Annotated in this window: 12 protein-coding genes and 1 pseudogene; 7 read left to right on the top strand and 6 right to left on the bottom strand. The window is 42.7% G+C overall.

Annotation, left to right across the window (positions count from 1 at the left end):
- Positions 1-52: 52 nt before the first annotated feature.
- The 5 genes from UH38_RS11795 to UH38_RS11775 all read left to right on the top strand — a co-directional run bounded on the left by UH38_RS11795 (position 53) and on the right by UH38_RS11775 (position 5,876).
- On the top strand, positions 53-1,351 hold the full coding sequence (locus UH38_RS11795; RefSeq protein ID WP_045054964.1) for a PAS domain-containing sensor histidine kinase: 1,299 nt from the start codon (positions 53-55) through the stop codon (positions 1,349-1,351).
- A 51-nt stretch (positions 1,352-1,402) separates the two neighbouring features.
- Entirely contained in the window at positions 1,403-2,071 is a 669-nt protein-coding gene (gene phoU / locus UH38_RS11790) for a phosphate signaling complex protein PhoU (RefSeq protein WP_045054855.1), read from the top strand.
- A 240-nt stretch (positions 2,072-2,311) separates the two neighbouring features.
- The gene (locus UH38_RS11785; RefSeq protein ID WP_045054963.1) at positions 2,312-2,872 is read left to right on the top strand and encodes a Crp/Fnr family transcriptional regulator; all 561 of its coding nucleotides are present in this window, start codon (positions 2,312-2,314) and stop codon (positions 2,870-2,872) included.
- Positions 2,873-3,115: 243 nt separating this feature from the next.
- On the top strand, positions 3,116-4,855 hold the full coding sequence (locus UH38_RS11780; RefSeq protein WP_045054854.1) for an iron uptake porin: 1,740 nt from the start codon (positions 3,116-3,118) through the stop codon (positions 4,853-4,855).
- A gap of 148 nt (positions 4,856-5,003) precedes the next feature.
- The gene (locus UH38_RS11775) at positions 5,004-5,876 is read left to right on the top strand and encodes a Cof-type HAD-IIB family hydrolase (protein WP_045054853.1); all 873 of its coding nucleotides are present in this window, start codon (positions 5,004-5,006) and stop codon (positions 5,874-5,876) included.
- Positions 5,877-6,021: 145 nt separating this feature from the next.
- Here UH38_RS11775 and UH38_RS11770 read toward each other — a convergent pair whose 3' ends face one another.
- Positions 6,022-6,873: a DALR anticodon-binding domain-containing protein gene (locus UH38_RS11770; protein WP_160295952.1), complete on the bottom strand. Its 852-nt coding sequence runs from the start codon at positions 6,871-6,873 to the stop codon at positions 6,022-6,024.
- Positions 6,874-7,288: 415 nt separating this feature from the next.
- Between UH38_RS11770 and UH38_RS11765 the strand changes: the two genes are divergently transcribed.
- Positions 7,289-8,008, top strand: a complete 720-nt coding sequence (locus tag UH38_RS11765) for a Crp/Fnr family transcriptional regulator (RefSeq protein ID WP_045054851.1) — start codon at positions 7,289-7,291, stop codon at positions 8,006-8,008.
- 8 nt (positions 8,009-8,016) lie between these two features.
- Here UH38_RS11765 and UH38_RS11760 read toward each other — a convergent pair whose 3' ends face one another.
- Entirely contained in the window at positions 8,017-9,069 is a 1,053-nt protein-coding gene (locus UH38_RS11760) for a PstS family phosphate ABC transporter substrate-binding protein (RefSeq protein WP_045054850.1), read from the bottom strand.
- A gap of 708 nt (positions 9,070-9,777) precedes the next feature.
- Between UH38_RS11760 and UH38_RS11755 the strand changes: the two genes are divergently transcribed.
- Positions 9,778-10,776 (top strand): AEC family transporter, encoded by a 999-nt coding sequence (locus UH38_RS11755; RefSeq protein WP_045054962.1) that lies wholly within the window; start codon positions 9,778-9,780, stop codon positions 10,774-10,776.
- A gap of 7 nt (positions 10,777-10,783) precedes the next feature.
- On the opposite strand, the gene UH38_RS11750 is transcribed toward UH38_RS11755, so the two are convergent.
- The 4 genes and pseudogenes from UH38_RS11750 to UH38_RS26740 form a co-directional block, all read right to left on the bottom strand.
- Positions 10,784-12,280 (bottom strand): ABC transporter substrate-binding protein, encoded by a 1,497-nt coding sequence (locus tag UH38_RS11750; protein ID WP_235355216.1) that lies wholly within the window; start codon positions 12,278-12,280, stop codon positions 10,784-10,786.
- Positions 12,281-12,499: 219 nt separating this feature from the next.
- Positions 12,500-13,222 carry an MgtC/SapB family protein gene (locus UH38_RS11745; protein WP_045054849.1) on the bottom strand — a complete coding sequence of 241 codons (723 nt, stop codon included), beginning with the start codon at positions 13,220-13,222 and terminating at the stop codon, positions 12,500-12,502.
- A gap of 87 nt (positions 13,223-13,309) precedes the next feature.
- Complete coding sequence (locus tag UH38_RS11740; RefSeq protein WP_045054848.1) at positions 13,310-14,695, bottom strand: ABC transporter substrate-binding protein; 1,386 nt, start codon at positions 14,693-14,695, stop codon at positions 13,310-13,312.
- 23 nt (positions 14,696-14,718) lie between these two features.
- Positions 14,719-15,142, bottom strand: a pseudogene (locus UH38_RS26740) (serine/threonine protein kinase); the annotation flags it as partial.

Here is a 15,142-nt window from a genome sequence, read left to right as displayed (position 1 = left end):
TAAGATACCTTAAAATAACCCTCATCAAAATCGATAAGCATCAGCTTGGGTGTTGCCTGTGGTTGATTTTTTACTAGGGTTATCAATTGGTATTGGTTTTTGGCTGTGGCAAAAAATCCGATCGAACCGCAAGCTGCAACAATTACTCAAAGGGTTTGCAACTGATGATTCTGAGATAGCACTACCAGTTATTGGGCGCTTGCGTAGAGAAATCGCGCGGCAAAATCAGCGTCAGCAAGAACTAGAAATCCAACTGCAAACTTGCCAGACAATTCTGGGTGTAGCACCAGTAGGCTACTTGCAAGTTGACGAAGAAAATCAATTGCTGTGGTGCAATCAACAAGCGCGGGATTTATTAGGGCTGCAAAAGTGGGAACCAGGACAGGTACGCTTATTATTAGAATTGGTGCGCTCTTACGAACTCGATCGACTAATCGAGCAAACCCGCGATCGCCAACAACAACAAATTTACGAGTGGGTATTTCATCCAACTAGCGCTGATGCGAGTGCGATCGGCAAACTAAAGTCTTTAAAACTGCGGGCGTGTAGCTTGCCTTTACCTGACGATGGTGTAGGCGTATTTCTGGAAAATCAGCAACCAATTGTAGAAATTTCCCAAAGCCGCGATCGCTTGATTTCCGATTTGGCGCACGAACTGCGAACGCCCCTAACTTCAATTCGTCTTGTCGTAGAAACTTTGCAGCAGCACATAGAATCGCCATTTCGCCGCTTGGTAGATCGCTTGCTGCCTGAAATTGACCGTTTAATTAATTTAGTCCATAACTGGCTAGAAATTAGTCATTTGGAACTCGAACCTCATAAGCAATTAAATCTGCAACCAGTCGAAGTGCGATCGCTAGTTGATGTTGCTTGGCAAACTTTGGAACCTTTGGCGCAATCGCATCAATTGCAGTTATCATACTCGGAACCTTGCCCAGTATGGATTAGAGCAGATAAAGCGCGGCTAACTCAAGTATTTTTGAATTTGCTAGACAACAGCATTAAATACAGCCCTCCCCAAGCTACTATCTATGTTGTTGTTAATTTGCTGCCGACTAAAGATGCTCCCAAACAGGTGCAAATTAATGTTATTGATTGCGGTAGGGGTTTTCCTGTCGCCGATTTACCATATGTCTTCGATCGCTTGTACCGCTGTGAAAGCGATCGTACAAGGCAGTTGCATGGTTCTTTAGATGCACCTGTGATTACAGGTAGCGGCTTGGGGCTAGCGATCGTGCGGCAGATTGTTCTAGCCCACAATGGTACTGTTAAAGCCAAAAACCATCCCGAAACTGGCGGCGCGTGGTTGCAAATCGAATTACCTGAAGTTCTGGCTGATTTTAATAAGTGACACTATATTTAGTAGTGTATGTAACTGCTAATAATTGCTACTAAAAGCTCAGTGACCATTGCTGTTTCCGATCGCAATCCCGAACGACCTCATTTTGAACGCCGCATTCGGCGCTTAGAGCGAGATATTTTACGCATGGGCGCTTTAGTAGAAAATTCCTTTCGCTTGAGCCATCAAGCCCTTTTTGCCCGCGATTTGACAGCCGCCGAACAACTACCGATTTTAGATAAACAAATCGACCAGTTTTATCGCCAAATCGAGTTAGAATGTGCTGCTTTGATTGCTTTGGAGGGACCTGTAGCCCAAGATTTGCGTTCTATTAGTGCTTTTATGCAGCTAATCCGAGATTTGGAACGAATTGGCGACTATGCTGAGGATTTAGGCGAAATAGCTGTGAAAATATTTCCTTATTCGCCTCATCCATGCGTACCGCAAATTGAAGTTATGTCTCATCACGCTCAAGCAATGCTAGCTACTAGCTTGTTATCACTAGCCGATTTAGATCCACAGTTGGGGCGTTCTGTCAAGCGTTTGGATGATGTTGTTGATACTGCATATAAAAATCTTTACCACACCTTAGCCAACGAGCGGGATATCAAAGGAGTAGTAGAGCCAATTTTGCTTTTAGCTTTAGCAATCCGTCATATCGAAAGGATGGCAGATCATGCAACGAATATCGGTCAGCGAGTAGCCTACATAGTTACAGGTCATAGAGGTTGATAAGAATTTACTATTTATAGTAGAGAAATAATTAATGCTACCTTGACCAATTCTTAAACTGGCAGTGGTAGGATGCACATAGCAAAATAAGTGTGCAGCTTGAGAATTGAAAACATTTTTGTCCCAAAGTGCGATCGCGGGTATAGTTTGCTAAAAAGCGGCGCATCTATATTAATTAGCCAACAAAAACCATTAAAGAGAGAAAGACACCAGGTAAACACTTCAACAACGGTCTTATCTATGTCAACTACTTTGACTCCAACTTTACCCTCTATGCTGACGCAGCGGGTATTTAGCCGCCGAGAGATGATTCCACCGCGTCATGACATTTTGTGGAAAATAGACAGGGGAGCAATCCGCACGTTTACTTGGAGCGAACAAGGTACGCTAATTGTATTAGGCTATTGGGGTAAAGGCGATATCGTCGGGCATTCTTTATCGCGCGTCCAGCCTTATCAAATTGAGTGCTTAACCAGTGTAGAAACAACTATGCTTCCTTCCGATTTGTGGTGTGAAGCAATAGAAGCAATGCTCGTGCATATTCAACAAACTGAAGAGCTTTTAAGTATCATACATCGCAAACCTGTATCTCTTAGATTGTGGCAGTTTTTAGAATGGCTAAGTAAGAAGTTTGGGCGCGATGTCGAACAAGGTCAGCTAATAGACTTAGCAATTACTCATCAAGAAATTGCTGAAGTTATTAATACAACTAGAGTATCTGTAACTAGAATGTTGCAGCAGTTTGAAGAAGAAGGCTTGCTAGTGCGCCATCAAAGGCAGTTAATTATTGCTTGCCAGTAGCTTCAAGTAGGGTGCGTTGCAAGTCAACGCACCCTACAATCTCTGGGTAATTATTTCTTTACCAAGTAAAGCAAAAATAAACTTAAGGTAAATCAATCCAAAAGTCTAACTTTTTGTTGACACATTTAAACAAATAGTTTGTATAATTTGACTTGAGGATATGTGAAAGCAGCTAAGAAGTAAAACGAAGCAAAGCTTCCTAACTGCCAAAGTAAAAAACATCGGTGTGAGTGAGATAAATATATGTCTAAGATTTTTTGGAATGCTTTAAAGCTAAGTCCAGTTCTACTCGGAGCTACTTTATTGGTAGCAGGTCGCGCTCAAGCAGTAGAAGCCTCGGCAGCAGATTTAGTTCCCAGCCAAAATGCAGCAGTAAGCAACGAAACTTTACAAATCGCTGACAAGCCAGCACCAGTAGTTATCAGTCAATTTGCACCCGCAGAAACAGAGACTCAAGCTGCACCCGCACAAACTGAAACCCAAGCTGCACCTGCAACCAACGATTCACTAGCTCAGGTAACATCAGTTTCTCAGCTATCAGACGTACAACCTACAGACTGGGCGTTCCAAGCATTGCAGTCTTTAGTTGAACGTTATGGTTGTATTGCTGGTTATCCAGACGGTACATATCGCGGTAATCGCGCTTTAACTCGTTACGAATTTGCGGCTGGTTTGAACGCTTGTTTGGACCGCGTTAACGAACTCATTGCCACTGCAACTGCTGACTTAGTAAGCAAAGAAGATTTAGCTACATTGCAGCGCTTGCAAGAAGAATTTGCGGCAGAACTTGCTACCTTGCGTGGTCGTGTAGATGCTTTAGAAGTACGGACTGCTGAACTAGAAGCCAACCAGTTCTCAACTACAACCAAGTTGACGGGAGAAGTAGTTGCGGCTGTTTCTGATGTATTTGGTGGCGATGCAGTAGGTGGCGGAGATATAGATGCAGACACAAACACTACCTTTAGCGCTCGCGCTCGTTTGAACTTCAACACCAGCTTCACTGGCAGAGACTTATTAAGAACCCGTCTGCAAGCAGCTAACATCGGTTCGTTTACTGATGCAACTGGCACTAACATGACTCGTTTGGGCTTTGAAACCAATACTGAAAATCAATTTGAAATCGACGATTTCTTCTATCGCTTCCCCATTGGCGAAAGAATCCAAGCGCAAGTTGACTTCTCTAACGTTGAATTTCATGATAACGTTTATACATTCAACCCAGCATTTGAAAGCAGCGGACGCGGTGCAATCTCTCGCTTCGGACGATTCAACCCCATCTACCGCCAAGGTAACGGTGGTGCAGGTCTAACCCTCAACTTTAACCCCGATGGAGCTATTGGCGCATCTATTGGCTATTTAGCACCTACTGCTGACAGTCCTGCCGATGGTACAGGCTTATTTGATGGTTCGTTTGCCGCTTTAGGTCAAATTTCTTTCCGACCCAGCGACGCAATCAACATCGGTTTAACTTATGCTCGTAGCTATGACAAAGGAAACGGTATTGGCGGTGTAGCGGAGTCTAATGCAGTCGCTCTATCTGGTGGTACAGGTAGCGCTTTGGCTAACCAACCTTTCGGTAACGTACCTACTGCAGCTAACCACTACGGTGTAGAAGCTAGTTTCCGCGCTAGTGACAAGCTAACACTATCTGGTTGGGCTGGTTTAACAGATGCAGAAAACAAACTCAACAACGACGACAGTGCCACAATCTTTAACTACGCCGTTTCTCTAGCACTGCAAGACTTTGGTCGTGAAGGTAGCCAACTTGGTTTGATCTTCGGTCAACCACCTAAAGTTACTGACAGCGATGTTGCTGGCGGTGAAGATGCAGATACTTCCTACCACATTGAAGCTTTATATCGCTTGCAACTCACTGACAACGTAGCTATCACTCCAGGCTTGCTCGTAATTCTCAACCCAGAACACAACGATGCTAACGATACAATCTATGTAGGTACTTTGCGTACTACATTCACTTTCTAAATTTTAGAAGTTAAATAAACATAGGCACAGAATGTATTTTGTGCCTATGCGATCGTAAGGGCGCAATGCATTGCGCCCTTACGAGTATCATACCGATCGCACTTAAAGCCTGTTACCCTCAAAATGGAATTACTGACAAGCGATCGCTATGCAAGCATCTTTAGCTAATCACAATCAAGCAGCAACGCTTTTAGACTCAAGCAATATTAAACTACTGGTACTAGATATTGACGGGACAATCGCCGGAGTATCAAACGACATTAACTCCAGCGTCAAGCAAGCAGTTAAAGCAGCGCAAAATAGAGGCATACAAGTTGCGATCGCTACAGGACGTATGTATCGCTCGGCTTTGCGTTTTCACCAGGCTATAGGCTCTAATTTGCCCTTATTAGCGTATCAAGGAGCGTGGATACAAAACCCAAGTACAGGACACTTGCACCGTCATTGGTGCTTAGATCCAAATACTGCTCGTAGATTGCTAGATTACTTTGAACAGCCAGAACTAAAATCTTTACTATCAGTCCATTTCTATATCAACGATCGCTTGTACGTGCGAGAAATTACCCCAGAAACAGAAATTTACTCCGCCCGTTCGGAGATTGAAGCAATAGCTGTCGGCGACTTGCGTAACGTACTAGATAATGCTCCTACCAAAGTTTTAGCCCTCAGCGACGATACAGATGTCATCGATCGCTTGCTAGGCAATTTACGAGAGCAATACACGCCTGCAGAACTGTATTTGACTACATCTGTAGCCACGTTTTTTGAAGCCACAAATCCCAGTGTCAACAAAGGTACGGGCGTGCGCTATTTAGCCGAAGAACTACTAGGGCTTGAACCTAGTCAAGTAATGACAGTAGGTGATAACTTCAACGATGTAGAAATGCTCGAATATGCAGGCATTGGTGTAGCGATGGGCAATGCCCCTGCTGATGTGCAAGCGATCGCCCAATGGGTTGCTCCTAGCGTAGAGCAAGATGGAGCCGCAGTTGCCATCGAAAAATTCTTACTTAGGGAATAGTACAAATCAGAAAGGACACCGACGACTGGCCGTGTTTCGTCTCGGTGTCCTGACTGGTTCGCTCCTCACACAAGACAATAATACTTGAAAGCATGGCTTTTGTCATTACCTGTAACAAAACTTTCTATCTTAAGATAGAGATAGCCTATAACTCTTGAGGCGCAAGGACTCCTAAATGCTTGGCCAGTAAGAATTGCAACACTACTTGCACAGCCAAAATCAAGCCCAAACGCGCCTCTACTAATTGGGGATCTAATTGCTTTACCTCGCCCCAGAGCCTACAGCAGCCATGAAAGCTAGTGAAAGCTTGACTTAGTTTCGCCGCAGCTTGCCAAAAGCGCCGCTCATCGCTGCTAGATGTGTAGATGCAATCGCATACCTCTACTAATTCGCCAATGAGCGCATATTCTGACTGATGGCAAAAACGCAACCTAGATCGCGCGTTTAACCAAGGCAAAGGTTGCGGTTGCGCGATCGCCCAATGACATAATTTATCTTGCGCCTCACTCTTAATCAGAGCGATCGTTCCTTCGCGCTCGGCTTGATGTAACAAAGAGCAGCAACGAGCATGAGCGTGTTGGATATAAAATAAACAGGAATTATTCACAATAGGGCTAAAATACTCATTAGGTGTTGACTTAGCTAGCAATCGTGGTAAAAATGGGATGGTTTGCAACCAATTAGCTAGCCCAAATGCTGTCGGCTCTAAGTGAAGATAACCTGGTGTTACTACATTAACAGTAATATCTATTGGGGCTGCGCGAAAATGAGAAGCGATCGCTATAGCTATTTCTAAAGGAGGAATATTTAGCGTTTTACTGAGTACAAAAGCTACGCTGGATATGTACAGCACGCGACTATAATCTTTAGCTCGATATAAAGGCACAGACTGAGGCTGTTGGATTAACTGATTATGCCGGAAATATTCATTTACAGCCGCAAGTAGCTTGCTTTTAACAAGCTGTTGAATAGCCAAAGTATCAAAATCTGATTTCAAGGGATAGTATAGTTTTTCTGAATCGAGCTTACTCAACAAATCAAAATTGACACAATGTCAAAGATAAAAAATATCTAAGTATGTTTTATTACAAATTAAATCCTCGTACAGATAATTTACCTAATAATTAGAGACAGCGCTTTTTATACAGCTATTTTTATACATTTCGTTCGATTGCTCATTATGGTTTCTTGCTCTAACATTAAACTGCAATGACTTACAAATTAGCAAACAATAAACCTAAATAAATGTTAGTAAAATCAATCTCTATAATATTTTGTACAAACGTAAAGCTAAACTAGCACAGGTAGCCTAAATTGCCCGATTTTGCTCGGATAGAGTCTATCATTACAGAAAATCGCTACAGGCTATAAATTCTTGTAACTTTCGCACTGATTGCCAACCGCTTGAACTTATGCATTCTCCTTCTTCTTCAGAGCCATCACGACCTTTTCTAACTTGGCAGCGGATTCTCGACTGGGCTACTGAGCATTATCGATGCCGTAGTTTTAGCAAGGACGAGCGAATCCCAACTAGACCTGGACTATTGTATTTAGTCCAACGCGGTGCTGTACGACTTGTAGGTACGGCACAAATTAGTAGTAGCGCAAGTCAGCTAATGTCAAGGCGAGCTAACCGCACACCAGAAGAGGCTTTTTTAGGCTTTGTAGGAGCGGGACAACCCTTTGAAATTGTTGCTCAATCGCCGTTTACCCTCCAAAGTTACGCCCACGTAGACCAAACCGCAGTCGTGTGGATGTATTGGCACGATTTAGACAATTGGCCCCACTTTCGGCGCGAAGTCTTAGATGCCTTTCGCTACCAACACCAGCGCAAACTTTTGTGGCTCAGTGCTTTAGGTCAAAGACGGACAATTGACAGGCTACTTGGCTTTTTAACATTGCTAGTAGAAGAGTATGGAGAACCTTCGGTGAGCGAAGAAGATCCTGAAGTCTTAAGGGGGTATTATTTACCTTTTCCCCTCACTCACGCTCAAATTGGTAGTGCGATTGGTTCTACCAGAGTAACTGTCACGCGGTTGATGGGTAAGTTGCGGCAAAAAGGGCTGCTAATTAATCAAGGCGACAACTTGATTTGTCTGCCTGCTTCATCAGTTAATTTGCTGCGTTCATAAAATTAATGTTAGCGAATTCTGACAAATCCGCTTTGACTAATTAATTCCTGCCCGCGATTGGAAAGGAGAAAATTAGCGTAAGCAACTCCTGCTTGTTGCTCAATCTGCCCGTTTTGCTTAACTACGACAAACAAATTGCGGGTCAGTGGATATTGCCCAGATTGAAAAGCTTGAGAGTTAAGTTGGTTGCGCTGATTAGGGCATTGAGACAAGGGAACAAAAGGCTCTTGATAGGGTGCAATTAGTTCGCTAGAACTGCGCCCCAAGGGTAAAGGTTTAACCGTACATTGGGGGACTACTTCAGGCGCAGAAGCATAGTAGATTCCCCCAGGATTGTTAGATATTTGGCGCAAGGCTTGAGTAGTAGTAGCAACAAAGCCGACGTTAGGTGCAAATTGTTGGTTGTTTAAGATTTCTTGGATGAAAAGCTCAACTGTACCGCCATCGGTGATAGGACGGGAATAGGGTTTGATAGCTAAGTTTGGTCCGCCTACTTGTTGCCAATTAGTAATTTTGCCAGTATAAATATTCCGCAATTGTTCGGTAGTCAGTCCAGAAATATCTAAGCGAGGATTAACAGCTACAGCCAAGCCATCAATTGCTACTGGAATTTGCGTTAGTTGGAAACCTCTAGATTGAGCTTGGTTGACCTCAGAAGCTTGCAAGGAGCGCGAAGATTGGGCAAAATCGAGCGTACCATCGATTAACATCCTAATTCCCGTCGAAGAACCTGCTACTGAGCTTGTAGGCGTGACGTAGCGCAGCCGAAATTCAGGACGCGCCGCTTGAATTGCTGAATCGACATTCAGGCGAATCGGCGCCCACGAAGTGCTACCACCATAGTTAAATAGCCCAGTAGGTACATTTTGCACAGCAGCAAATTGACTAACTGGGCTTGGCTGTCCTGCTGGGCTAGGGGTATCTGTGTCACCATTACTAGCAAGACGAGAATTATTTAATTTGATACCATTTTGCGTGAACCACCAGAAGCCACCAGCAATTAACCCTGCTGTAATTAAAAGCGCTAAGACAAGGACAGTGGTTTCGTTTTTTTGAGACATAAGTAGCGATCGCTCTTAAGGGTAGATGTTACCTGCTGTAATGCAGACAATTTCTGTTCAATAAACATTTATTTCTGATGTTGTTTAGCTAAACTTGCCAACTTTTACGTCTTTTAAAACTTTCAATTACTTTGATTTGCTGTAGTTAATTATACTGCAAATACTCAGTATTTGTCCTCAATATTTTTTATACTTGTTGTCAGCATAATCAAGAGTTAATTTGCTGCAAATCTAAGCTTAACCTGCGTTTAATAAATTTTAACTCAATCAAAACCAAAGTTTATTAAATTCTTCACGAAACTTTTATTTAAGTCAATTTAAATAAACAAAGTGCAAAAACTTAATAGCCATAAAAATGAGATTATTTTTATATAAAATATTTTCGATCGACAGAAAGCAACAATTTTTAATTTAGAAGTACGATTTTTCAAGAGATTAGTTTCTTTTGAATAAATACTCACAAAAATCACAAATTTAATAGCTGAAAGTTTTTTGCAGCAGGGCATTGGCAAGAAAAACAGTTGTATTGGTAATGACTTAGCTACTTAAGTTTTGCTGCATTCATAAATACAAACAAGTTTTTTAAGCCACAGCCTAGTTAAAAAGTAGCAGAAGTAAAAACTATTCCCTATTTGAATATTCAAATAGGAAAAATGATTTTGTCAAATTATGTAGCTTAACTAATAGCTGGTAAGTAAAATGTGGGTAATGACAACAAGTATTTTTTGGACGAGTTTAGGGGTACTACTTTTTCGGCTTGAGTTTTTGCCACTAAAAGAAAATTTACCTCAGTTACTAGGTCGTAGTTTGTATTGGGTAGGAGTACCGCTGCAAATTTTAGCACTAGCTCGTCGCTCAGACTTTACTCAAGCGGTATGGTTGCCTCCAGCAATTACGCTAGAAGTGCTACTACTAGGCATGGGATTAGCTATTTTAAGTTTGTACTTACTCAAACAATTAGCATATTGGCAGAAAAGTCGGCTTACCTCGCAACTGCAACTAGCTGACAGACAACGTACTTATCAGTTACCAATTGTCAGCAAGTTGTTACCACAACAGCGATCGGGTAAAGGCAGTTTTGTTTTAGCATCTATGCTGGGTAATACTGGGTTTATTGGACTTGCGATCGCTCCTGCTTTTGTCGATTCAGCATATTTAGGCTGGGTGGTACTATACGGCGTTACGCACAACATACTAGGAAGCTACGGCTTAGGAGTAGTTCTAGCTAGCTATTTTGGCAGACAAACACAAAAAAATCAGTGGTGGATGCAACTACGCGATGTGATGTGCGTTCCTTCACTGTGGGCTTTTGCCATTGGCTACTTTAGCCGTCATCTAGAATTTCCACCTTCGATCGAATGGGGAATCCAGACTTCTTTATTATTTGTCATTCCTGGCGCTTTTCTGTTGATCGGAATGCAATTAAGCAAACTCCAGGGAGTTAAAAGTTTTTATCCTGTGATAATTCCTGCCGTTTTAAAAATGTTAGTGCTACCAGCGCTAGCAGGAGTAATTCTGACTTATTTTGGCATCACTGGCGATGCTCGCTTTGCTTTAGTTTTGATGTCAGGAATGCCTACAGCTTTTGCCAACTTGATTTTGGCTGAAGAGTACAACTTGGATCGGCAAATTGCCGCTAGTAGTATTGTCCTAACTACAGTAGGCTTGCCGTTAACTATTCCCTTGTGGCTTTTCCTATTTAAGTAATCGAGTCTTATGGTTTAAACGGCGCAAAGTCGTAACCAGTACCAGAAATCTTACCTGGACGAATTTTAACTAAAGTACCTGTTGTATTGCGATCGCCTGTAGGTAGAAACTTAACTCTACCTGTCGCCCCATTAATAGAAAAACCAGAGTTAGACAACGCCTTTTGCAATTGTTCGCGGCTATTACTAGACTTTAAACCAGCGATCGCTGCAACAGTAGCATCATAAGCCATTGCGGTGCGCCAGCTACCTGCCCCACCCCAAAACTTTTTCGCCTTCAGCGCGAACTGATTGCCAGGAATTGCCGCTGGATGCCAAGCTACAGCCAATACCATGCTATTAAAATCAGCTTGCCCTTGCTGCAATGTATCAAAAGCGTACATGGTATGACTGCCCAGTAAAGGCAATCGACCTTTATTTGCCCTAGCTACATCCACAGCTTGATTGAGTTTGTCTACTGAGGGTGCTAAAAATAAGCTATCTGCACCATCGCTGATTGCTTGCGAGGCAATTTCCTGCGGATCGAAATTAGCAGCGGCGAAGTCGCAATTAGTGTTAGTAATTTTCCCGCCTTTTTCAAATACAGCGGCGATAAACTCTTCTTTAAAAGACTTGCTAGCTTCAGCTTTAGTATCGGAGCAAATAGCAATATTAGTTTTACGCGCATCAATAACTGCATAACTTGCTAGGGTGCTAGCAAGAAATCTCGCGCTAGGAGTAGTACGAAATACATAACTGCCGATACCAGATAAGTTTCTTGCCACGCTAGTAGGAGAAATCATTACCAAACCACCTTGTTGATAAATGGGAGCGGCGGCTATTGAAGCATCGCTAGAATTGTGTCCGATCGCTGCTACTATACTTGCATCTTTGACTAAGGCTGTGGCAATTTGGGTGGCGACTTCTGGATTATTATCGTCGTTAGCAATTTCTACTTGTAATAACTTGCCACCGATCCCACCAGTATTGTTTACTTCGTATTGGGCTTGGGCTACACCTCTTAATATTTCTCTAGATACGTTTAAGTTGCCGCCAATGGGTACAATTGTCGCAATCTTGATAACATTACCTGTTTGGGCGGCTTTAGCATTGCTTAAATAAATCCATCCTTCGGGATCGTTGCGATTCATTTGCAAAGAAGCACTGAACTTATCAATTGCAGTGGCAAAATCTCCTTGGGCAAAAGCTACGACTCCAGCCTGTTTATCTGGGCTATTATCTGCTCTAATGAGAACTTTATTAGCTAAACTAATACGCCTTTGAGTAAATTTATAATTGTGATTTAGACTAAATAAGCTGGTAAATGATGCATTGCTTCGTTCTGGGCGATCGCTACGGTTACTTAACCAGTAAATTAAAGGACCTATACCAATCAAACCTACAATCAGAAAATAAATAGCAATTAATTTATTTAACTTTTTGCGCGACATTGGTTGACTGTTGCCCAATGTATTACTATCTGGTAGGGGTGTAGTTTGATTATTCTTATTTGAGAGCTTGGTCAAGTCACAACTCCACAGCCCGATTGGCTATTTTAATATTGACGTGCGGTTTGGGAGGGAACATCCCAAATTAGATAGCGCATTGACAAACTTCCAGACTACCGCTACCCTTCATGACATTCCAAGCGTAATTTTACGGATAACTAGAGCCTTGTTTATATTACTTTTATAAAACATTTCAGCAAATTTACGTACATTTATAGGTACGAGTAAAAATAATTTTTACTCCGATTCTTGAGAAATAAATTCCCAGCTTATCTTAGTAACATTTACTTTAAGCTTAAGCAGATTAACAAGCTCATCTAAAAGCGAATCGTTGCGCCCTTGAGTAAGGATATTTGCTTTAATTTCTACCAAAGTTGGGTTATTGATATCCTTCCCATCAATATTTTTGCTATAAAAAGCATCAAGCACTAAAACACCATCATGTACTGCTTGAGACAGCAAAGCCCGAACATCAGCTTCATCTTCACGATCGCACACTACACGACAACGATAGCGAGTTTCTAGTTTTGTTTCGGCGATCGTTTCGCCATTAAGGTTCTGCACAAACTGCACTAAAGGCGAAAGCAATAAATTTGCACCGATCACAGCTAACGCCCCAACATAAGCTTGAAATAAAAATCCCGCCCCAATCAAGCTTCCTACCGCAGCCGCACACCACAAAGTAGCTGCCGTATTTAGTCCGCGCACGCTAGATCCTTCGCGTAAAATTACGCCTCCCCCCAGAAAACCAACTCCAGACACTACCTGGGCTGCTACCCTGGTTGGACTAGCATCGCCTGTAAACATAGCCGACAACATCACAAACATAGCTGCGCCAATCGACACCAAAACATTAGTTTTGAGAACTGACTTAGTTTGTCGCCATTGTCTTTCAATCCCAATTGCCGCACCCAAGATAAAGGCTAAAAGTAAGCGGATTGCAAAATCTATCCAGGACATCTTAATTCATGATGCATAATTTACCTACTAATTGAATTTATAAATTGTTTTGGTTGTCTGCAGTTTATCTTTGACTCTAGAATATTGTTAACGCAAGGGTACAAAATCATAACCCGTACCAGAACGCTTGCCTGGAACAATTTGTACTAATTGCACTGGAGCATTGCGATCGCCTGATGGTAAAAAACGAATATTACCAGCCGCCCCAGGTGCAGTAAACTCTGGCGATCTTAAAGCTTGTTGTACGCCAGTGCGAGTTGGAGAGCGTTGAATAGCCGCAATTAAAGCAACAGTAGCATCATAAGCTAAAGCAGTGCGCCAATTGACATCGCCAATCCACAATTGCCGAGACTGACGGACAAATTCAGAATTGGAGTTAGCGTCAATATGCCAAGGAACTGCAACTATCATGCCTACTGCTGCCCCGCCGCCAACTTCTAAAGTTTTGGGAGCGTAAACATCATCTCCTGCTAGAATCTGTAGGCGTTTGTTATTAACTTGCACGACTTGCAAGGCTTTATCGAGTTCGCCTGTATTTGTGGCTAGCATCAATATATCTGCGCCGCGATCGCTTGCCTGTTTTACACTTCTAGCAGCGCTAAACCCTGGATCTGACAAGTCAAATTCAGCTTCTACTTGTCCCCCACCCAAAGAAACAGCAGTAACAAACTCAGATTTTAAAGATTGACTGTAGCCACTTTGGGAATTGAAAAATACTGCTGCATGAGTTTTCTGCAAGTTGCTAGTCATGTAATTTGCCAGCGCTCTAGCAGCGACATAATCGCTAGGAACGGTGCGAAAAATATAAGGGCTAAAGCCGGAAAGCTTGACAGAGGTACTAATGGGGGAAATGGCTACAAGTTGTCCCGAATTGTAAACGCTGCCAGCAGCTAGGGTAACATCGCTAGCATAAGGACCAACTACTCCTAAAATAGTTGGATCTTTGACTAACGCTGCCGCAACTTGTTCTGCAACTTGAGGATTGTTATCGTCGTTAGCGATCGCAATTTTTAACTTTACGCCGTTAATTCCGCCTGCACTAGCAACTTTATCTTGCGCTTGGGCAATCCCGCGTAATATTTCTAAAGCACCATTAGGATCGCTGCCAATGGGGAGAGATGCGGCGATCGTATAACTTTTACCAGTACCAATGCGGGCATTATTTAAATAAATTAAAGCTTCAGGATCGTTTTTCTGGCTCTGCAAAGATGTTTGCAAACTGCGGATAGCTTGGGCATAATCTCCTTTAGAAATTGCTTCTATCCCCTGCTGTTTGGCTGCGTTTGCCCCTGATAGCAAGCTTTTCTCACCTACGCTAATTCGCTCTGAAAGCGATCGATCGTTTGAGGTTGTTGTCCCGCCTCTGTTGCCTTGAGAAAGTTGGCTGAACCACCAAATCCCAGCACCTACCAATCCTAATGTGAGTAACAAGGCTAGGACTAAAACAACAGTTTCATTTTTAGACTGAGACATAGGGAATTTGGAGCGCCACTTAGTTAAAGTATTAGCGACAGCAATTTGTAAATCAAGCGAAATATTGCCGTTACAGCGATCGCTACTGCTGCTGTTAATGTCGCTATTACTAATACAACTAATTTGGAGTCAATTCCTATCAAATTGCTAACATTTGCAGTTAATCCTGGCACAAACAAAACTAATGCTAAGGTAATTCCAGCAATAATTATCAAGTCCCATCTTTCAATCCAGCGCCGCCATTGGGCAAACACCAACACCGCTAAAATTAGCAGCCACGCTCCCGTACTAACTAAAGTAGTACCGAGGAAACTAAATAGCGCAATTCCTACTAATCCGCCTTCAAAGCCACTAAAAGCACCATTAAATAATAGTTCCAGCGTCGAAAACCGCGCTCTGGTCTTCTGGCGGACTGGTGGGGGAGCAGGGGGAGCAGGGGAAGCAGGG

Source organism: Aliterella atlantica CENA595 (assembly GCF_000952155.1).
GTDB lineage: Bacteria > Cyanobacteriota > Cyanobacteriia > Cyanobacteriales > Chroococcidiopsidaceae > Aliterella > Aliterella atlantica.
This window is presented reverse-complemented; position numbering and strand designations above follow the sequence as displayed.